The organism is Microvirga lotononidis, assembly GCF_034627025.1.
In the GTDB taxonomy this organism is placed as follows: Bacteria; Pseudomonadota; Alphaproteobacteria; order Rhizobiales; family Beijerinckiaceae; genus Microvirga; species Microvirga lotononidis.
Genome location: NZ_CP141048.1, coordinates 634,429 through 653,821, shown reverse-complemented (window position 1 = coordinate 653,821; position 19,393 = coordinate 634,429). Strand labels below are relative to the sequence as shown.

General features: G+C 65.5%; 16 protein-coding genes. 3 read left to right on the top strand and 13 right to left on the bottom strand.

Features of this window, described 5'->3' with window-relative positions; genetic code table 11:
* Positions 1–13 precede the first annotated feature (13 nt).
* Positions 14–841 (bottom strand): aldo/keto reductase, encoded by an 828-nt coding sequence (locus U0023_RS02900; RefSeq protein ID WP_009763847.1) that lies wholly within the window; start codon positions 839–841, stop codon positions 14–16.
* 148 nt (positions 842–989) lie between these two features.
* Between U0023_RS02900 and U0023_RS02895 the strand changes: the two genes are divergently transcribed.
* On the top strand, positions 990–2,069 hold the full coding sequence (locus U0023_RS02895; RefSeq protein WP_009763848.1) for a flavodoxin family protein: 1,080 nt from the start codon (positions 990–992) through the stop codon (positions 2,067–2,069).
* A 54-nt stretch (positions 2,070–2,123) separates the two neighbouring features.
* Here U0023_RS02895 and U0023_RS02890 read toward each other — a convergent pair whose 3' ends face one another.
* The 4 genes from U0023_RS02890 to U0023_RS02875 all read right to left on the bottom strand — a co-directional run bounded on the left by U0023_RS02890 (position 2,124) and on the right by U0023_RS02875 (position 5,916).
* On the bottom strand, positions 2,124–3,152 hold the full coding sequence (locus U0023_RS02890) for an ABC transporter substrate-binding protein (protein WP_009763849.1): 1,029 nt from the start codon (positions 3,150–3,152) through the stop codon (positions 2,124–2,126).
* 192 nt (positions 3,153–3,344) lie between these two features.
* Complete coding sequence (locus tag U0023_RS02885; protein WP_009763850.1) at positions 3,345–4,133, bottom strand: MetQ/NlpA family ABC transporter substrate-binding protein; 789 nt, start codon at positions 4,131–4,133, stop codon at positions 3,345–3,347.
* Between the two features lie 33 nt (positions 4,134–4,166).
* Positions 4,167–4,832, bottom strand: a complete 666-nt coding sequence (locus tag U0023_RS02880; RefSeq protein ID WP_009763851.1) for a methionine ABC transporter permease — start codon at positions 4,830–4,832, stop codon at positions 4,167–4,169.
* Positions 4,822–5,916 carry a methionine ABC transporter ATP-binding protein gene (locus U0023_RS02875; RefSeq protein WP_009763852.1) on the bottom strand — a complete coding sequence of 365 codons (1,095 nt, stop codon included), beginning with the start codon at positions 5,914–5,916 and terminating at the stop codon, positions 4,822–4,824. The genes U0023_RS02880 and U0023_RS02875 overlap by 11 nt, the downstream gene beginning before the upstream one ends.
* A gap of 263 nt (positions 5,917–6,179) precedes the next feature.
* Between U0023_RS02875 and U0023_RS02870 the strand changes: the two genes are divergently transcribed.
* Positions 6,180–8,276: an ABC transporter ATP-binding protein/permease gene (locus U0023_RS02870; RefSeq protein ID WP_009763853.1), complete on the top strand. Its 2,097-nt coding sequence runs from the start codon at positions 6,180–6,182 to the stop codon at positions 8,274–8,276.
* Between the two features lie 618 nt (positions 8,277–8,894).
* Here U0023_RS02870 and U0023_RS02865 read toward each other — a convergent pair.
* The 6 genes from U0023_RS02865 to U0023_RS02840 all read right to left on the bottom strand — a co-directional run bounded on the left by U0023_RS02865 (position 8,895) and on the right by U0023_RS02840 (position 16,456).
* Positions 8,895–9,374 carry an META domain-containing protein gene (locus tag U0023_RS02865; RefSeq protein ID WP_009763854.1) on the bottom strand — a complete coding sequence of 160 codons (480 nt, stop codon included), beginning with the start codon at positions 9,372–9,374 and terminating at the stop codon, positions 8,895–8,897.
* Between the two features lie 120 nt (positions 9,375–9,494).
* Positions 9,495–10,469, bottom strand: coding sequence for an ATP phosphoribosyltransferase (hisG, locus tag U0023_RS02860; protein ID WP_009763855.1), 975 nt, complete (start codon positions 10,467–10,469; stop codon positions 9,495–9,497).
* Complete coding sequence (locus tag U0023_RS02855) at positions 10,469–11,563, bottom strand: ATP phosphoribosyltransferase regulatory subunit (protein WP_009763856.1); 1,095 nt, start codon at positions 11,561–11,563, stop codon at positions 10,469–10,471. Before U0023_RS02855 ends, hisG begins: the two co-directional genes overlap by 1 nt.
* 104 nt (positions 11,564–11,667) lie before the next feature.
* Complete coding sequence (locus tag U0023_RS02850) at positions 11,668–12,708, bottom strand: zinc-dependent alcohol dehydrogenase family protein (protein ID WP_009763857.1); 1,041 nt, start codon at positions 12,706–12,708, stop codon at positions 11,668–11,670.
* 892 nt (positions 12,709–13,600) lie between these two features.
* Positions 13,601–14,158 (bottom strand): 16S rRNA (guanine(966)-N(2))-methyltransferase RsmD, encoded by a 558-nt coding sequence (gene rsmD, locus U0023_RS02845; protein WP_009763859.1) that lies wholly within the window; start codon positions 14,156–14,158, stop codon positions 13,601–13,603.
* Positions 14,159–14,404: 246 nt separating this feature from the next.
* Positions 14,405–16,456, bottom strand: a complete 2,052-nt coding sequence (locus U0023_RS02840) for a pseudouridine synthase (RefSeq protein WP_322883770.1) — start codon at positions 16,454–16,456, stop codon at positions 14,405–14,407.
* 105 nt (positions 16,457–16,561) lie between these two features.
* On the opposite strand from U0023_RS02840, the gene U0023_RS02835 reads away from it, so the two are divergent.
* Positions 16,562–16,990: a nucleoside deaminase gene (locus tag U0023_RS02835; protein ID WP_009763860.1), complete on the top strand. Its 429-nt coding sequence runs from the start codon at positions 16,562–16,564 to the stop codon at positions 16,988–16,990.
* Between the two features lie 27 nt (positions 16,991–17,017).
* On the opposite strand, the gene U0023_RS02830 is transcribed toward U0023_RS02835, so the two are convergent.
* A complete protein-coding gene (locus U0023_RS02830; RefSeq protein WP_009763861.1) occupies positions 17,018–17,977 on the bottom strand; it encodes an alpha/beta fold hydrolase in 960 nt (319 codons plus the stop codon).
* A gap of 99 nt (positions 17,978–18,076) precedes the next feature.
* Positions 18,077–19,354: a phosphoribosylamine--glycine ligase gene (purD, locus tag U0023_RS02825; protein WP_009763862.1), complete on the bottom strand. Its 1,278-nt coding sequence runs from the start codon at positions 19,352–19,354 to the stop codon at positions 18,077–18,079.
* Between the last annotated feature and the right edge of the window lie 39 nt (positions 19,355–19,393).

Genomic DNA, 19,393 nt, shown 5'->3' with positions numbered 1-19,393 from the left:
CTCGTCGTGTTCGTCAGCCGAAGACGGCCGGATCCGGGCCGACGCGGCCGGAGGCATCGTCGAGCCCGGCGATCACGCGCATATCGTCCGCGTCCAACGAGAAATCGAAGATGTCCAGGTTCTCGCGGATGCGGGAGGTCGTGACGGACTTCGGGATCGCGATGAAACCGTTGTCCAGATGCCAGCGAAGGATGACTTGGGCTGGCGTCTTGTCGTACTTGCGCGCCAGGGCGACGAGGTCTTCATTCTCCAGGATCGTTCCCTGGCCGAGCGGGCTCCAGGCCTCGGTCGCGATCCCGTTCGCCGCGTGGAACGCGCGCAACTCCGTCTGCTGGAAGCCCGGATGCAGCTCGATCTGGTTGACGGACGGCGTCACGCCGGTCTCGCCGATCAGCCGCTGCAGGTGCGGCACCATGAAGTTCGACACGCCGATGGATTTCGCGCGGCCATCCTGCTTCAGCTTGATCAGCGCGCGCCATGTGTCGAGATAGGCTTCGCTGCCCGCGACCGGCCAGTGGATGAGATAGAGATCGACATGATCAAGCTTGAGACGCGCGAGGCTCTCGTCGAAGGCCCGCAGGGTGTTGTCGTAGCCATGGCGGTCGTTCCATACCTTCGTGGTGATGAACAGTTCCTCCCGCGAGACCGGCGCGGCCTTGATGGCCCGACCCACGCCTTCCTCGTTGCCGTAGATGGTGGCCGTGTCGATGGACCGGTAACCGGCCTTGATGGCGTCGCCGACGACGTTCGCGGCTTCTTCGTTGGAGACCCGCCAGACGCCGTAGCCGAGTTGCGGCATGGCGTTTCCATCGTTCAGGCGGACAGTGGGTATGGTCGGCATAGACGGCTCCATTGATCGTGCGGCGGGAGAATAACGTCAGGTGGGAATAATCAAATAGTGATCGTCTCCGGCTGGCGCCATGCCGGAACCGGCATAGCGACCCCGCGTTGCAGGCTTGGCACATTGTCTCTCGATGCAGGAGCTCGTCTTGTCCGTCCCAGAAGCGCGGAAGGGTACGCCCGATCCGACCCTCGACCAGGCCGAGTTCCGCAAACGGTTTCTCCAGCAGTTTCAGGACCCTGCCTACGATCCCCTGGCAGGCGAGCTTCAGCGGATCGCCGATGCGGCCTGGGATGCCTACAGCCATCACAGGAAAAGCCCCAAGACCCGCAAGGCAGGACCGGGCTTCTCCGATCCCGATTACGATCTCGCGGTCGATTGGATCGCCGCGAAGGAGGCGATCGACCTCGCGCAGAAGCGGCACGAGGCCCCGGGCGCTCCATCCCGGTTCCTCCTGATCTCGGCCTCGTCGCGCAGCGAGCACACCTGTCCCGGCGAGATGTCCAAGAGTTACCGTCTCGTGGAGATCGCCCATCAGGTTCTCGCCAGCGCCGGCAATACCGAAGTCGAAGTCCTGGAATTGAGCCGTCTCACGTCCGAGTACGGCCGTCACATCCATCCCTGCAAAGCCTGCTTCTCGACGGCGGCGGCTTTGTGCCACTGGCCCTGTTCCTGCTATCCCAACTACTCGCTCGGACAGACCCAGGATTGGATGAACGACATCTACCCCAAATGGGTGGAAGCTCACGGCGTCATGATCGTCACCCCGGTCAACTGGTATCAGGTCTCGTCACCCTTGAAGCTGATGATGGATCGGCTCGTCTGCGCCGATGGCGGCAATCCGGATCCGACATCGACCCAGGGCAAGAAGACGGACCTCGCGAAGGGTCTCGAACTGGAGGGCTGGGATTATCCCAAGCACCTGGAGGGCCGGCTTTTCTCCGTTATCGTCCACGGCGACGCGGAGGGCGCAGGCGGCGTCCGCCGCAGCCTGTCCGACTGGCTGCGCGCCATGGATCTCGAGCCCGCGGGAGGTGCGGCTGAGTTCGAGCGCTATATCGGCTATTGGAAACCCTACGCGACGAGCCACGAGGAGCTCGATCGTGATCAGGCCGTGCAGGACGAGGTGCGCAACGCCGCGTGGACGCTGCTGGAGGCCGTCAAGGCGAAGCGAGAGGGGAAGCTCGTCTCTGCCGGCAAGAACCTCAAGGAACCCCGTCAGAAGTGAAAAGGCCGGGCTGTGCCGCCCGGCCTACTCGTGAGAGACTTGTCCGGTTCGGTTCTATTTGGGAGCCGACTTGACCTCTGCGTCCCACTTCTTGAGCAGGCGCGTCCGTTCCGCCACGGAGCCATATTTGGCGGTGTCGTAGTTGATCAGCTTCATGTCCGAGAGCTTCGGTGCATCCGGTGAAATCGGAGCGTTCCTGTTGGACGCGATCGAGTAGATCTTCAGGTCCGCGCCCACGAGTTTCTGCGCTTCGGCCGAGAGCGCCCAATCGACGAATTTCTGCGCCGTCTCCGTATTCTTGCCGCCCTTCACGACGGAGATGGAGCCGGTCTCGTAACCCGTCCCCTCGCAGGGAGCGAGCGTTCTCACCGGTGCCCCCTCGGCGATCATCGTCACCATGTCGTGCATGAACGCGATGGCGATCCCGGTTTCTCCCAGTGCTACGGCCTTGACCGGAGCGGCCCCCGACTTGGTGTATTGGTTGACGTTCTTGTGCAGGCTTTTCATGTAGTCGAAGGCCTTGTCCTCACCCATCAGCTGAACGAGCGAAGCCAGGAAGACATAGGCCGTGCCGGACGAGTTCGGATCGGAAACTTGCACTTCGTCGCGATATTTCGGATCGATTAGATCAGCCCAGCATTTCGGCTCCGGCAACCCGCGGCTTTCGAGCACCTTCGTGTTGTAACCAATGCCGAGCGCGCCGAGATATGTTCCCGTCGCGCGGTAGCCGGCCTGCTCGGCAAAGCGCTGGGCCCAATCGTGCAGTTCGGGCAGCTTCGGCGACTTGTATTCGACCGTCAGCCCTTCTTCGGCCGCCTGAATATGGGAATCGCCGGGACCGCCCCACCACACGTCCGCGCGTGGATTCGAGGCTTCGGCCCTGATCTGCGCCAGGGTTTCGCCGGTGCTCTTGCGCACCATCGTGGCCTTCGCGCCCGTGGCTTTCTCGAAGGCCGCGACGCCGACGCGGCACTGCTCTTCGAGGATGGAGCAGTAGATGGTGATCGGCGCCTGGGCTCGCGCGGCCAACGGGGCCGCGCAGAGGGCCGTCGTAAGGGCCAAGCCCAACAGTGATACTCGCATGGCTTTTCCTCCCGGGAGGCCGGGCTGCATCGGCCCGGCTGACATTGTGCTTCAAGGAACCATGCGATGTGGAAACTTAGCCGGCTTTTTTGTCAAGGCGGCTTTGGTCGAGTGCGCGTCGATGCACTCGACGCGGAACAATAAAAAGCCGGGCACGAGGCCCGGCTTTCGGATGCTCAGAGAATGCGCCGCTTACCAGCTGGTCAGCACGGAACCCTTGAACTTCTCCTCGATGAACTTCTTTACCTCGGGGGTGTGATAGGATTCGACGAGGGCCTTCACCCAGGGCTTGTCCTTGTCTTCGCTGCGCACCGCGATGATGTTCACGTAAGGACCTTTCGGGTTCTCACGGGCGATGGGGTCCTTTACCGGATCGAGTCCGCCGGATGTCGCGTAATTGGTGTTGATGACCGAGGCATCCACGTCGTCGAGCACGCGCGGTCCCTGCGCGGCCTCGATTTCGACGAACTTGATCTTCTTCGGGTTGTCCGTGACGTCGAGCGGCGTGGGCTTGTAACCGGTGCCTTCCTTCAGCTTGATCAGGCCCTTGTCCTGCAGAAGGATGAGGGCGCGCCCGCCATTGGTCGGATCGTTCGGGATCGAGATCGTTGCACCGTTCGGGAGAGCATCGAGGCTCTTGTGCTTCTTCGAGTAGATTCCGATGGGGAAGTTCACGGTGAGCGCGACGCTCTCGATCTTGAAGCCGCGATCGGCCACCTGATTGTCGAGATAGGGCTGGTTCTGGAAGGAGTTCGCCTCGATGTCGCCGCCCGCCAGGGCCGTATTCGGCACCACGTAATCGGAGAATTCGACGATCTTGATGTCGAGCCCCTTCTTCGCCGCGATGGGCTTCACGGCTTCGAGGATCTGCGCATGCGGGCCGGGCGTGGCGCCGATGCGAATGGTCTGCGTCTGCTGCGCAAGAGCGGGCAGGGCGGCAAGCGAGAACAGGGCGGCAAGCCCCAGCTTCTTGAGGGACATCGGATACTCCTTGAACGATGTGCTTGGTAAAGATCAGGCGTGGCGGATGCGCTTGTTGAGGCGGCGGGCGAGGCGATCGCCGATGCTCTGCACGGCCTGGACGAGGACGATGAGCACCACCACGACGGCAAGCATCATCTCGGGCATGAAGCGCTGGTAGCCGTAACGGATGCCGAGGTCGCCGAGACCGCCGCCGCCGACCGCGCCGACCATGGCCGAGAACCCGAGGAGCGACACGACCGCGAGCGTCAGGCCGAGCACGATGCCGGGCAGGGCTTCAGGGATCAGAACCTTGCGCACGATCTGGATCGGCGTTGCCCCGAAGGCGCGCGCCGCCTCGATCAGCCCCTGATCCACCTCACGGATTGCGCCTTCGATGAGGCGCGCGATGAAGGGTGTGGCCGCGATGGTCAGCGGCACGATGGCCGCATTGGTGCCGATGGAGGTGCCGGCGATCAGGCGCGTGAAGGGGATGATCGCGACGACCAGAATGATGAAGGGCGTGGAGCGGGTGGCGTTGACCACGACACCGAGGACGCGGTTCACCCAGGGGGCGGCGAACAGCTCGCCCTTTCCGGAGGTGGCGAGGAATACGCCCAGGGGCAGGCCCAGGAGAGTGGCGATCAGGGCCGCGACTGCGACCATGTAGAGGGTTTCGCCGGTGGAATTGGCGATGAGGCGGATCATCTCAGGCGACATGGCCGAGGACCTCCGTGTCGAGACCGTGCTTGTTCAGGAAATCGAGAGTGACGGCGAGGGATTGCTCCGGCACGCCGACCACGAGGGTGCCGAAGGGCCGGCCTGCGATCTCGTCCACCGAGCCCGACAGGATGTTGGTCTCGATATTGAGATCGCGGGCAAGTCGCGCGAGAACCGGATCCGTGGCGTGGGGCCCACGGAAACCGATGCGAACCACCGCCTGGCTGCCGGGCGTCGCTTCGGCTCTGAGCCTGCTCTGCACGTAGGGCGGCAGAGCGCGGCCGGACTCGTCGGCCAGGAAGGAGCGGGTCACTTCGTGCTGCGGCCGGGTGAAGACCTCGAACACATCACCCTGCTCGACGATGCGCCCGCCTTCGATCACCGCGACCTCGCGGGCGATGTTGCGGATCACCGCCATCTCGTGGGTGATGAGCAGGATCGTCAGGCCAAGCTCGTCGTTGATGCGGCCGAGCAGGTCGAGGATCGACCGGGTGGTCTCCGGGTCGAGGGCCGAGGTCGCCTCGTCCGACAGGAGAACCTTGGGCTTGGTGGCGAGCGCACGGGCGATGCCGACGCGCTGCTTCTGGCCGCCGGAGAGTTCGGAAGGGTAGCGGTTGCGCTTGTCCGTGAGGCCGACGAGTGCCAGGAGCTCCTCGACCCGGGTCTTGATCTCGGCCTTGTCGTAGCCTGCGACCTCGAGCGGCAGGGCGATGTTCTGGGCCGCCGTGCGCGATGAGAGCAGGTTGAAGTGCTGGAAGATCATGCCGATGGAGCGGCGGGCATGGCGAAGCGCGGCCTCGGGAAGGGCCGCGATGTCGGCGCCGTCGACGATCACCTTGCCGGAGGTCGGCTTCTCAAGCCCGTTCACCAGGCGGATCAGGGTCGACTTGCCGGCGCCCGACCGACCGATCACGCCGAGAATCGAGCCCTGAGGCACGGCCAGATTGATCTCCTGCAGGGCCGTCACGGGCTGCCCGTCACGTCCGGGGAAAGTCTTCGATACCTTCTCCAGGCGCACGATGGGCTCCGCCGGGATCAGGCGCTGGGCGGTCTGCTCGCCGAGATATCCGAGAGGGGCGTTCATGAGGTCGCCTTTTCAGTGACGTCGGGGATGTCGATATGACACATGAGACATCCCGTTCTCTAAGTCAACCCTTTCGTTCGTTAAACAGGACATGCTGCTTTTTCCGAACGGGACAGGCCGTATAACGGCCTGTTGCTGATCTCACAAGGCTGCTATCGCTTGCGCAGGGCGGAAGTTCCTCCTTTCTTTCGCCACAAGCACCATTGATCCGGCTTCTCCGGATTTCTATGGCGCCGGGAACGGGCTCTCGGCAGGAGATGTGTATGATCAAGGCGAGCATTGCGCTGGCAATCCTGGGTCTGGGCGTTCTGGCGGCCTCCCTGTCCGGAGCGGTGGCCGTTCCGTTCTACCTGCCCCTCTCGACCCTGGCGCTGGCCGGGATCGTCTATATCGGACGGGACATCCCGAAATTCCTGCGCATCTTCCTCGCGATGGTGTCGGTGACGCACATCGTGCTCGTCCTGCTCGTCCTCGGGGCCACGTCGGGACTGATCACGGGCGACTATACGGGGTACGTCCCGCCGCCCTCAGCCGCGCTGGGCGCGACCGCCTTCGGGGCCATCATCTACGGGCTGTCCCATGTGCCGGTCGTCCGCACCATCTGCCGGATCACCGATCTCTATCTCGAATCCCAGGCGGACAGCGTCATCCGCATGCCCTTCCTGGGGCTCGTAAGGGCTCGCGAAGGCACCATCGGCACCTGGATGATCGCGATCCTCATCGCGATCAACCTGGCCCAGGTGGCCCTCAACGTCCGCCTCAGCTTCTTCTCGCGCGACATGTTCAATGCCTTGCAGGATAAGGACGCCAGCGCTTTCTGGTATCAGCTCTTCGTGATCTTCACGCCACTGGCGGCCGTGTTCGTGGCCATGGCGCTGACCGAGGTGCTGCTGCAGAACGTGCTCTCCATCCGCTGGCGCGCCTTCCTCAACACCTATTATCTGCGCGAGTGGCTCGGCGACGGGACGCATTACCGGATGCAGATCATGGGCCGCGGCGCGGACAACCCGGACCAGCGCATCTCGGAAGACCTGCGCAAATTCGTCGAAAGCACTTATTCCCTGTCCGTCGGCCTCATGAACCAGGCTGCGACCCTCGTGTCCTTCGTGGCCATCCTCTGGACGATCTCGGCGGGCTTCACCTTCCCGGGGACGAGCTGGGAGGTGCCGGGTCTGCTCGTCTGGGTCTGCGCCGGTTACGCCATCCTGGGCACCTGGGTGACGCATCTCATCGGCCGGCCGCTGATCGCTCTCAACTTCGAGCAGGAGCGCGTGGAGGCGAACTACCGCTTCTCCCTGGCGCGCCTGCGCGAATATACGGAGCAGGTGGCTCTCCTCTCCGGCGAGCAGGCCGAGCGGGAGAGCCTTGGACGGCGGTTCGGGCAGATCGTCGACAACTACATGCGGATCGTGTTCCGCCTCATCAAGCTCAACACCTTCACCTCGGCCTATTTCCAGGCCAACGTGGTGGTGCCCTACATCCTGACGGCGCCCTATTACTTCATCGGCAAGATCTCGCTGGGCCAGATGCAGCAGGTGGTCGGCGCATTCTCGCGGGTCGAGTCGGCCCTGACCTACTTCATCACGATCTATACGACGCTCGCGGACTATAAGGCCGTGCTCGACCGTCTCACCACCTTCGAGGGCGCGATCGCGTCCGCCCAGCGGGTCGGTGGCGAGAGCAAGCTCCTCGTGAACGAAGCGTCCGGCCGGGAGCTCCGCCTGAAGGATCTCGACGTGCGCCTGCCCGACGGCCATGCCCTGATGCACACGGATGCCCTGACCTTCCGTCCGGGAGAGCGAACCCTCATGACCGGCCCGTCTGGCTCGGGCAAGTCCACCCTGTTCCGTGCCATCGCCGGGATCTGGCCCTTCGGCGAAGGGCAGGTGCTGGTGCCCGAGGGGCAGACCATGATGCTGCTTCCGCAACGGCCCTACATTCCCATCGGGACGCTGCGCGAGGCCGTCGTCTATCCCGGCAGGGCCGAATCCTATGAGGACGGCCAGATCACGGAAGCTCTGCGCTCGGCCAGGCTGCCGCAGATCGCCGAGCGCCTCGACGAGGACCGCAACTGGGCCCAGACCCTCTCGCTCGGCGAGCAGCAGCGCCTCGCAGTCGCCCGGGCGCTCCTTGCGAAGCCCGACTGGCTGTTCCTGGACGAGGCGACCGCCGCCCTCGACGAGCCCACGGAAGGGGAGATCTACCGGATCATCCGGGAGAAGCTGCCGAACACGACCGTCGTGTCCATCGGCCACCGCTCGACTCTCACCGCCTATCACGACCGGCGCGTCGACATGAAGAAGACCGATGGCGGCCTCTCGACCCCGGTGGATCTGCGGCAGGCGGAACCCGCGGAGTAGGTAAGAGCCTTTCCGACGTCATCACCGTCCCCGGACTTGATCCGGGGATCAGTCCCGGTGATCTCGATCGGAAAGGCGCGGCGCTCTACACGATCGGGATGGCCAGGACGAGCCCGGCCATGGCGTGGGAGGATGCCTGTTGATGGTTTCCTGTCAAAGAGCCAGCGCCTGCGGGCCCGCCGCTTGCGCTGCGAGCCTGCAGGTCAGTCGAGGGAGGGCGCGAGAAGGCGTCCGGCTCGGTTGTAAGCTAAAGGAAGAACCCGACGGCTCCTCGCGCACGGTTCTTTTAGGCGTTTCGACTTGGACCAGCACAGGGCTGCCAAGGGCCTCCTGCCGCCGGCTGCGTGACCGGCGGACAGGACCGTGCCGGATCCCACACCGTGCGACGCCTCGCGAAGCGCGCCCCTCGTCGGATCAGGCTGTGCAACGATATAGCCAAGGCTCATCCCCCTGTCAAGAACAAAGTGAGAACATAACATCACGCTTCCCACACCCTCTCACGTCATGGCCGCACTTGGTGGGTGGCCGCAACACGTGCGGCCGCCGGGAATGACAAAGCAGACCAACGAAAAAGGCCGGCTTCACGCCGGCCTTTTCAATTCCGTCGAAGGCAATGCCTCAGAGCGAGCGCTCCAGGATCAGCCGGCCGCCGTTCTGGGTCTGGATGATCAGGTTGCGGCCCTGGATGTCCCATTTGCCCGAGGAGCGGAGGGCGACCAGAAAGGCCTGCTCGAGAGCCATCGTGGACTTGTCGCAGCTCTTCTTCGTCAGGGCGAAGGGCCCGACGGCCAGGCCCTGCTCGCGCAGGGGATAGGCCGCGGTGGCGTAGGTGTTGCAGCCGCTGAAGCCGGTGGCCCGGAGCTGGTCGTCGAGCCTGAAGCTCGGGCGCTCGCCAGTGAACGGCTTGCCGTTCAGGCTGACGGCCACCCAGGCGGAATTCAGCGGGAAGATCTTGCCTCCCTCGCCGGGCTGCGGGACCTTGTTATCCACCTGACGGGTCGGGCCGGCCGGTCGGCCGAGGGTTGCGGCCGATTGGGCATGAGCTCCCGAGACGGCCGCGAGGGCCACCAGACATGTCGCAAGTCGAAGCGCGTTCATCGGAACCTCTACTACAAAAAAGCGCAGGGACCATAAGAGGCCTTGAGCATTGAGGCAACTCTCTCACGTGAAGATGCACACCAAGGTTGAAGCCTTGGTGAAGGCGAGTTCACGATCGTGCTATCCGATCCGCCGCAGGAGCCGTTCGGTGAGAGCATTGGTGGGGCGGAACAGATAATCGAAAGCCCGCACCGTGACATCCTGCGCGCCGATTCCCTGCAGGGCCGCCACGATCTCGAACACCGTCGCGGCCCGGCAATGCAGCACGACCTCCCGGCCCAGCGCGTTCCCGTAGGGCAGGGTAGCGCCGTGTTCCTTGGCGAGCGACACGAGCGCGGAAGCCCGCGCCGGATCGAGCGCCGCGCGGACCTCGCGGCTGGTCCGGGCCTCTTCCTCGGCGGCGATGCGGGTCAGGACGGCGGTCGCCGCGGCCCGGGCCCGGTTCGTCCAGGGCGCGCGCGCCGAGGCGACGAGATTGGCCTCGGAGCGCAGCATCACACCATCATCGAGGATCTTCAGGGCATTGGCCGCCAGCGTGGCGCCCGTCGTGGTGATGTCGACGATCAGCTCCGCCGAGCCCGCGCTCGGCGCACCCTCGGTGGCGCCCAGGCTCTCGACGATCCGGTAATCGGCCACGCCCTTATCGGCGAAGAACCGGCGGGTGAGGTTCACGTATTTGGTCGCGACCCGCATCTTGGTGCCGTGGCGCGCGCGAAGATCGGCCGCGACCTCGTCGAGGTCGGCCATGGTCCGTACGTCGATCCAGGCCTGCGGCACGGCGACGACCACATTGGCATGGCCGAAACCCAGCGGGGTGAGCAGCTCCACCGCCTCGTCCGCATCGGCGATCTGCTCGCGGATCAGGTCCTCCCCGGTGATGCCGAGATGAGCCGTGCCGCTGGCGAGCTGGCTCACGATCTCGGAGGCCGACAGGAAGGCGACCTCCACGTCGGGCACCCCGGCAAGCGTGCCGCGATAGTCCCGGGCGCCCCGGGACTGGGTGAAGACGAGACCGGCCCGGGCGAAGAACGCGGCCGCGTTTTCCTGCAGGCGCCCCTTCGAGGGAACGGCCAGGATCAGAGGGGAATCGGTCATCAGGGCCTCCCCACGATACGGTCGAGCCAGAAGGAGCAGCCGACCGCCGGGATCGGCGCATCGGCGCCGAGATGTTCGAGCAGGTGGTCGTAGCGTCCGCCGCCCACGACCGGTTTGCCGTCGCCGCGGCGCGGGTCCTGCACCTCGAAGATGAAGCCCGTGTAGTAGTCGAGATTGCGGGCGAAGGTGGCAGCGAAGGAGAAGGAGCTCACATCGAGTCCCCGGGCGGCCATGAAGCCGGTGCGCGCCTCGAAGAGGCTCAGCGCCGCGTCGAGATCGAGGGCCGAATCCTTGGCGAGGGTTCTCACCGCATGGGCCGCCTGGTCCGGGTCGCCCGCGATGGTCAGATAGCGCTCCAGCACCTGCCGGGCGTCGTCGGGCAGTCCGGTGCGGTTCGCGGCGCGGGCCAGAAAGCGCTCGGCGATCTCGCCCGCGCTGCGCCCGCCGACCCGGGCAATGCCCGCGATCGACAGGATGTCCTCCACGAAGGCCTTGGCGGCCTGGGGGGCCTGTCCCTCGATGGCTGCGAGCAGGCCTGCATGCTCCTGGGCGCCGGGCGCGTCGGGCTCGGCAAGGCTCGCCAGTCCCTGGCCCGACACGATGGCTCGGATGACCCGTCTTTTGGCGGCCGGCGCGATGCCCAAGGCATCGATCAGGGCATGGAGCAGGCCCATGTCGCCCAGCTTCACGACGGGGGCCGGGCCGCCGAACTGCTTGAGGCCGTCCAGGGCAAGGGCGAGAATTTCCGCATCGACCGCCGAGACGTCCTTGCGGCCGATGGATTCGAGGCCCGCCTGCAGGAACTCGCCGCTCTCGCCCGGGCGCATGCGGAAAACCGGTCCGCCGTAGGAATAGCCGGAGGGCTGGGCACCGTGCCGATGGAGATGATGCAGGCAGACCGGGATCGTGTATTCGGGCCGCAGGCACAGCTCCGCTCCCGAGGCATCCTGCGTCACGAACATGCGCCGCCGGATGTCCTCGCCCGAAAGATCGATGAACACGTCCGCCGGCTGCAACACCGGCGGCTCGATCCGCGCATAGCCCTCACGCTCGAACAGCGTGATCAGCGTAACAATGGCATCCGTCTCCGTCACTGGCTTCGCCCAATCCTCATGCTGGCATGCTCTCTATCAATGCCGGGCCCGGAAGGCGATTGTTTTCGACCGGAAGGGTGAATGAGAGCAGGGGGGTATCGTGCTCAGAAGCGCGTGATGACGCTGATTCCCAGCCCCTCGAACCGGTCCATCGCCATGAGGGCGGCGGGGGCCTCGTCGAGGCCGATATGCTGCCCGACGAGCTTCTGCGGCGCGAGCTTGCCGGTGCGGATCATGGCCATCATGTCCTGGTAGCGGAAGGCCTGCATGCCATGGCTGCCGTAGACTTCCAGCTCATGGGCGATGATCTGCGCCATCGGCACCTGCGCGCGGGCGTGCTCTCCCACCATCAGGCCGACCTGAACGTGGCGCCCGCGTCGGCGCAGATTCGCGATGGAATTGAAGCAGGTCGCCGGATGACCCAAGGCGTCGATGGACACATGCGCGCCGCCCTTGGTGATCTCCCTCACCGCGCCGACCACGTCGGCGGCGTCGCGCGCATTGACGGTCGCCACCGCGCCCATCGTCCGGGCGAAGGCGAGCTTCTCGTCGGTGAGATCGACGGCGATCACGTTCGCCCCCATGGCGCTGGCGATCATGATAGCGGACAAGCCCACGCCGCCGCATCCATGCACGGCCACCCACTCGCCGGGCTTCACCCGGCCCTGGTCGACGATGGCGCGGAACGACGTCACGAAGCGGCAGCCGAGGCTCGCGGCGGTGGCGAAGTCGAGTTCGTCGGGAAGGGCCACGAGATTGGTGTCCGCATAATCGACCGCCACGTATTCGGCGAAGGAACCCCAGGCGGTGAAGCCCGGCTGGAACTGCTGCTCGCAGACCTGGTGATTGCCCGAATGGCACTCGTGGCAATGCCCGCAGCCGCCCACGAACGGCACGGTCACGCGGTCGCCCTTCTTCCAGCGCGTCACCTGCTCGCCCGTCGCGAGAACGGTGCCGGCCAGCTCATGTCCCGGCACGTGCGGCAGCACCACGTCCGGATCGTGCCCCATCCAGCCGTGCCAGTCGCTCCGGCACAGGCCCGTCGCTTCCACCTTGATCACGACTCCCTCCGCCGAGGGCGTCGGATCCGGCACGTTCTGCACGCGCGGCGGCTGACCGAACTGCTCGAAGAGAACCGCTTTCATGAGAGGCATTCCTTATACGGCCGACAGGGAAGGGCGGTATAGCGGGCGGGTGACGATGGGGCAAATTCCGCAATTATCCATCAAAGATGACTGAATGGTATTTAGTTGCTATTCATTCTGCATGACGCAAATTGCCGCTTTCTGTTCCGTGCTCATCATTGCCTTCATGGGCTCTTCTCCGGCTTTGGCGCATCGCCCTTACTTCACGCAAATTGAGAAAATTCGGCTTCCCAACGGTGAGATGGGAGAAGCAAGGCTTCTGAACGGCGATGGCATTCTGGGTCCTGATCCTGTGCGTGTCATTGTCCTTGATGCGCAAGGACGGTTGCTTGCACGAAGCCACCGGTCGCTCTCGATGAGAATTTCGTGCCGTGATGGTGGAAGTTGCCTCATTTTCGATTTCACTGATGGGAGGGTTCTGAAGCTAGATTCCTCAACCTTTCGGCAAGGTGCTCAGGTTCCAGGTCTAGCTGATGAATATCGAAACGAGTTGTGGGATATGGAGAGCGGCGAAGACGCATGGGGATTTGTCCGCGACATTCCTGCGCCTGTCGAAGGAATTGTCGGCTTCGGAGAGTTTGTTCTCCATCATATGCCGATGGTCGTTTTCAATGGACTGATCGGCGGCCTGTGCGTGCAAATTGGCAAGGCAACTTTGCTGATCACAAGGAGCCGTTGGAATTACCGTCTGGAAGCTTTGATCCGTATGGTCTCGGCCTTTGTAGTCATTGGAGTGGGCTTGGTTCTTGTGCTTGCATCAGGACTTTTCAGCTTACTTGCGGGCATGCCATTTGTGGGATGGCTTGGCTTCTTAATGATTGGCGCCGGCGTGGCTATTGTCGCAGCCGCCTATTTCATAAAGTCCAGAAGCGTTCAGGGCGTGGCCAAGAGGTCACCCCCTGAACCGCCCGAACACCACCTTCGTCTCCCCGTAATCCCGCCGCTCAACCTCCTCGAACCCTTCAGGCAGCGTCACCGCGGCGTCCAGCGCCTCTTCCACGATCACGAGGGCATCGGGCACGAGCCAGCCGCCTGCGGCGCAGGAGCGTAGGGCTTTGGGCGCGAGGTCCTTGCCGTAGGGCGGGTCGCAGAAGACGACGGAGAAGGGGGCATTGGGGGCGGCATCGCCCATGCGGGTGGCGTCGCGGCGGAAGAGGCGGGTGGCGCCGCCGGCCCCGAGGGCTTCCACGTTCTCGCGGATGATGCCGCGGGATTGCGCGCCGTCGTCGACGAAGAGCGCGAAGGCGGCCCCGCGCGAGAGCGCTTCCAGGCCCAGGGCTCCGGTGCCGGCGAAGAGGTCGAGCACGCGCGCGCCCTCGATGGGGTCGTCATAGCCGTGCTGGAGGATGTTGAAGAGCGTCTCGCGCAGGCGGTCCGAGGTCGGGCGGATCGCGTCCGAACTCGGCCCCTTGAGCGAGCGGCCGCGCCAGCGTCCGCCCACGATTCTCATTGTATAAATCCTGTTTAAGAAGTTCGGCGATAGCCTCCTCCTGAGCGGCTGGGCCTTAAAGCGCGGGAACTCTCCCCCTTGAGGGGAGGAGTTGGAGATGGGGGTGTGAGCGCCACTCTGGTCTAGTCCAGTGCCGACACCCCACCCCGCCTGCTTTCGCAGCCACCCCTCCCCACAAGGGGGAAGGAAACAGCCGCACCGCGCTACGAGTCAGACACGCAGGATGAGGTTGGTGTTTCCCCTCGTTCAGCGGCGGCCGCGCGGGCCGCCCTTTGATCCGCCTTTGAAGCCGCCTTTTGCGGGACCGCCCTTGGACGCTCCCCTCGGGCCTCCCTTGAAGCCTCCGCCTCTCGGACCGCCGCGCGAGGGCGCGTCTCCGCGCGGAGGACCGCGACGGGGACGGTCATCGTCGCCGCGAGCGCGGAACGGACGGTCGCCCTGCGGCTTGCGCGGGCGGTCGTCGCCTCCCTCGCGAGAGCGGAAGGGGCGCTCGCCCTGGCGCGAGCGCGGACGCTCGTCGCCTTCGGGGCGGGCGCGGAATGGCCTGTCGCCGGCCGGGCGTCGCGGCCGATCGTCCTCGCTTCGGGCACGGAAGGGGCGCTCGCCGGTCTCGCGGCCACGACGGGCCGGAGCCCCTTCACGATCGTCGCGACGGCGCGGACGGTCCTCGCCGGCGGCCGCACGGCCCCGGCGCGGCGCGGGCGCTTCCTCTTCCTGCGGTTGGCGCACGAGACGCTCCACGACAACCTTGCGGCCCTCGCTCGACGAGATCGCGCCGACGCGCTCGCGCTGGAGCTCTCCGCTCGCGGCGCGGGCCTCCTTCGGATCGGCGCCGCGGCGCGGGGACCTCCGGCGCGGAGCATCCTCGTCCGTCTCTCCGGCACGCCACACGCTCGTCTTCACGTCGAGGCGCGAGGGGCGCTTTTTCGGCTCTTCCTCGTCGCGCTCGAACCGGTCGCCGCCACGGCCACGCGACGGCCGTTCATCGTCGTCCCGGCGGCGCCGCGGCCGCTCGTCGTCCCGGTCGCGGCCAAAGCGCGACGGACGTTCGCTGCGCTCCTCGCGGTCCTGCTTCTTGGACGAGCCAAAGGGCGCGATGGGCTCGCGCACCGGGCTTTCGAAGTCGACCCCCGCCTCGGCGGCAAGCGCCTCTCCGAGCTGGTCCCGCAGCACCTTGGTGCGCACCTCTTCCACGAGGCCGACCTCGAGGTCGCCGAGCTGGAACGGGCCGAAGGACATGCGGATCAGGCGGTTCACCTGCATGCCGAGATGTTCGAGGATACGCTTGATCTCGCGGTTCTTGCCCTCGCGAAGACCCATCGTGATCCACACGTTGTCGCCCTGCATGCGGTCGAGGCGCGCCTCGATGGGGCCGTAATCGATCCCGTCGATGCTGATGCCGTCGCGCAGCTTGTCGAGGTCCGCTTGGTTGATCTCGCCATGGGCGCGCACCTTGTAGCGGCGCAGCCAGCCGGTGTCCGGGTGGGCGATGATGCGGGCAAGGCCGCCGTCGTTGGTCAGGAGCAGCAGGCCCTCGGTGTTGATGTCGAGCCGGCCCACCGCCACCACGCGGGGCAGGTCCTCGGGCAGATTGTCGAACACGGTCGGGCGGCCTTCCGGGTCGCGGGCCGTGGTCACGAGACCGCGCGGCTTATGGAAGAGCCACAGGCGCGTCCGCTCCTTGGCGGGCAGGGGCTCGCCGTCCACGGTGATCTTGTCCGACGCCGTCACGTTGATGGCCGGGGATTCCAGCACCTTGCCGTTGAGGGTCACGCGGCCTTCCGCGATCAGCACCTCCGCGTCGCGGCGGGACGCGACTCCCGCACGGGCGATGACCTTGGCGATGCGGTCCTCGACGGGCTCCAGCGGCTCGGCCTGCACCTCGGCGCGCTCCTCGCGGGCGCGGCGCGGACGATCCTCGGCCGAGCGGTCGAAGCGGCGCGGGCGCTCGTCGCCGGCGCGGCCACGGAAGGGCTTGTCGCCGCCTTCGCCGCGGGGCCGAAAGGACTTCTTCTCGCCACCTTCGAAGCGGCGGGGGCGCTCATCGTTGTCCCGGCTGCGGAAGGGGCGCTCGCCACCTTCTCCGCGTGGGCGGAATGGCTTATCACCGTCGCGGCTGCGGAACGGCCGGTCGCCGCCCTCGCGGGGCTTGCGTGGGCGGTCGTCGTCGCCTCGGGCGCGGAAGGGGCGCTCGCCACCTTCGCGAGGCTTTCGGGGGGGCCTGTCGCCGGAGGGGCGGCCACGGTCGGAGCGTCCGGAGGAACGGCCCCTGCGATTATCGTCGTTGCTGTCGGTCATGGGAGCCTGATAGCAGAGGAGTTCCACAGAAGCGAGGGTTAAGGAGCGAACCGGTTGACGGATAACGCCGATCACGAGCCGCTTGATCCGGGACGGCCGGATCCCATGAGCGTGGCCTTCGACGAGGCCCGCGCCGCCGCCGCGCGCGGGGAGGTGCCCGTGGGGGCCGCCATCGTCAAGGACGGCCGGATTGTCGCTTCGGCGGGCAACCGCCCGCGCGAGCTGCGCGACCCCTCGGCCCATGCGGAAATGCTCGCGATCCGCCGGGCCTGCGAGGCTTTGGACGACGAGCGCCTGTCGGGCTGCGATCTCTACGTGACCCTGGAGCCCTGCACCATGTGCGCGGGAGCGATCTCCTTCGCCCGCATCCGGCGCGTCTATTACGCGGCCCAGGACCCCAAGGGCGGCGCGGTCGACAACGGCGTGCGCTTCTTCGACCAGCCGACCTGCCACCATGCTCCGGAAGTCTACGGCGGCATCCGGGAGAGCGAGGCGGCCCAGCTGCTGAAGGCGTTTTTCGGGGAGCGGCGTTAGAGCGCTTTGTGCTCTATTCGCAGAACATCACGAAGCCAGAAAGGCCTGCAGCGCCTCCAGCGTCGCGGATGGGTTTTCTTCCGCTACGAAATGCCCTGACGTGACGCCGGTGCCGGTGGCTCTGGGGGCGAAACTCCGGTGCCAGATTTCCAGCGGCTGCTTCCGGTCGCCGACGGGGCCGCTGACGAGATAGTAGTCGCTCCAGATCAGATAGGTCGGGCATTGGATCGTCTTGCCCGCAGCCAGATCGGCTTCGTCGGCCTCGATGTCCTGCGTCGCGCCGGCCCGGTAATCCTCGCAGAAGGCGTGGATGCGGCTGGGTTCGTTGCAGCTCTGCCAGTAGGAATGCAGAGCCCGGGGATCGAAGGCGCTCAGGTCGCCCGCGGCCGACCATTGCCGCATCAGGCCCTCGAAATAGGGGATCGGATCGCGTCCGATTTCTTCCTCCGGCTTCGGGTAAGCCTGTGAGAGATAACCCCAATGCGCTTCCGGAACTTTCTCCGAGCGCATCTCCTCCCACACATGAAAGGTCGGCAGGATGTCGAGAAGAGCAAGCCGCTCCACGCGGCCCGGATGGTCGAGCGCGAGCCGGTAGGCTACGCGGGCTCCGCGATCATGTCCGGCGATGGCGAAATGCACATGGCCCAGCGCTTCCATGACCCGGATCACGTCCCGGCCCATGGCGCGCTTGGAATAGGTCTCGTGTTTCGGATCGCCCTTGGGGGCCGCCGACCAGCCATAGCCGCGCATGTCCAGGCAGACGACCCTGTACGTCTCGGCCAATGTCGGCGCGAGGTGGTGCCACATGGCATGTGTCTGGGGAAAACCGTGCAAAAGGACCAGCGGCTTCCCGTTGCCTTTCGTGCGCGCGAAGATGCGTCCCACCTCCGTGTCGATCCAGTGGCTTTCGAAATCGGGAAAGAGATCGTCGCTCATGGAGGCATGCTCGCTGGTTTGGGACAGGGACGATGCGAGAAGGTAGGGCATTTGTTCCCAAAAAGGATCATCTCCCTTTTGGGAAATGTGGCGCAACTCTAACGAGAATCGTCTGCCCTTGCGTCATCCCTCGATGGAAGTACGCGGCTTTCAGCTCTCTTCCCGCTCCACGGCACGCCAGCCGATGTCCTTTCGGCAGAAGCCCTCTGGCCAAACGATCTGCGACACCGCCTCATAGGCCTTGGTCTGGGCCTCCGAGATGGTGCGTCCCAACGCGGTGACGTTGAGCACGCGTCCGCCATTGGCAACGATCCTGTCGCCGTCTTGTTTCGTGCCGGCATGGAACACGATCACGTCGTTCAAGGCCTCGGCCTTGTCGATGCCGCGGATCTCCGATCCTTTCTCGACGGCGCCAGGATAGCCCCTGGCGGCCATGACGACGGTGAGTGCCGCCTGATCCGACCATTGCAGCGAGATGCTGTTCAGAACGCCGTCGCACGCGGCCAGGAGCGCGGTCACGAGATCGGATTTCAGGCGCGGCAGCAGCACCTGGGTTTCGGGGTCGCCGAGGCGGGCGTTGTATTCGATGAGCTGCGGCCCGTCCTTGGTGAGCATCAGCCCCGCGTACAGGATACCCGTATAGGGGGTGCCACGCGCCTTCATGCCGGCGAGAGTCGGCTCGATGATCTCGCGCATGGCCCGGGCTTGCAGCTCCGGCGTCATCACGGCGGCCGGAGAATAGGCCCCCATGCCGCCGGTGTTGGGCCCCTGGTCGCCGTCGAAGACGCGTTTATGGTCCTGCGCCGTACCGAAGGGGACCGCGTGCGTGCCATCGCAGAGGGCGAAGAAGCTCGCCTCTTCGCCTTCGAGAAAGGCCTCGATCACCACCTCGGCTCCGGCGGCGCCGAGTCCGCCGCCGATCATCATGTCGACCGCTTGCTCAGCCTCCTCGAAGGAGGTGGCGACCACCACGCCCTTTCCAGCGGCAAGGCCGTCCGCCTTGACGACGATCGGCACGCCGTAACCGCGAATGTAGGCTTTGGCCGCCTCCGCATCGGTGAAACGCCGATAGGCCGCGGTGGGAATGTCGAACTCCGCGCACAGATCCTTGGTGAAGGCCTTCGAGCCTTCGAGCTGGGCCGCAGCCTTGCTCGGCCCGAATGCCTTGATCCCGGCGGCGGTGAGATCGTCCACGAGGCCCGCCACCAGGGGGGCTTCAGGGCCGACCACGACGAAATCGACCTTCATCACCCGGCAGAAATCGATCACCGCCCGGTGGTCCGTGACGTCGAGCGCCACATTGGTGCCATGCTGCGCCGTGCCGGGATTGCCGGGGGCAATGAGGAGCTTGTCGCACAGGGCGCTCGCCGAGAGACTTCTCGCCAAAGCATGCTCCCGCCCGCCGGACCCGATGAGAAGAATGTTCATGGCCTTCGCCTCCCTGTGCTGCCTGCGCTCTTAGCCGCT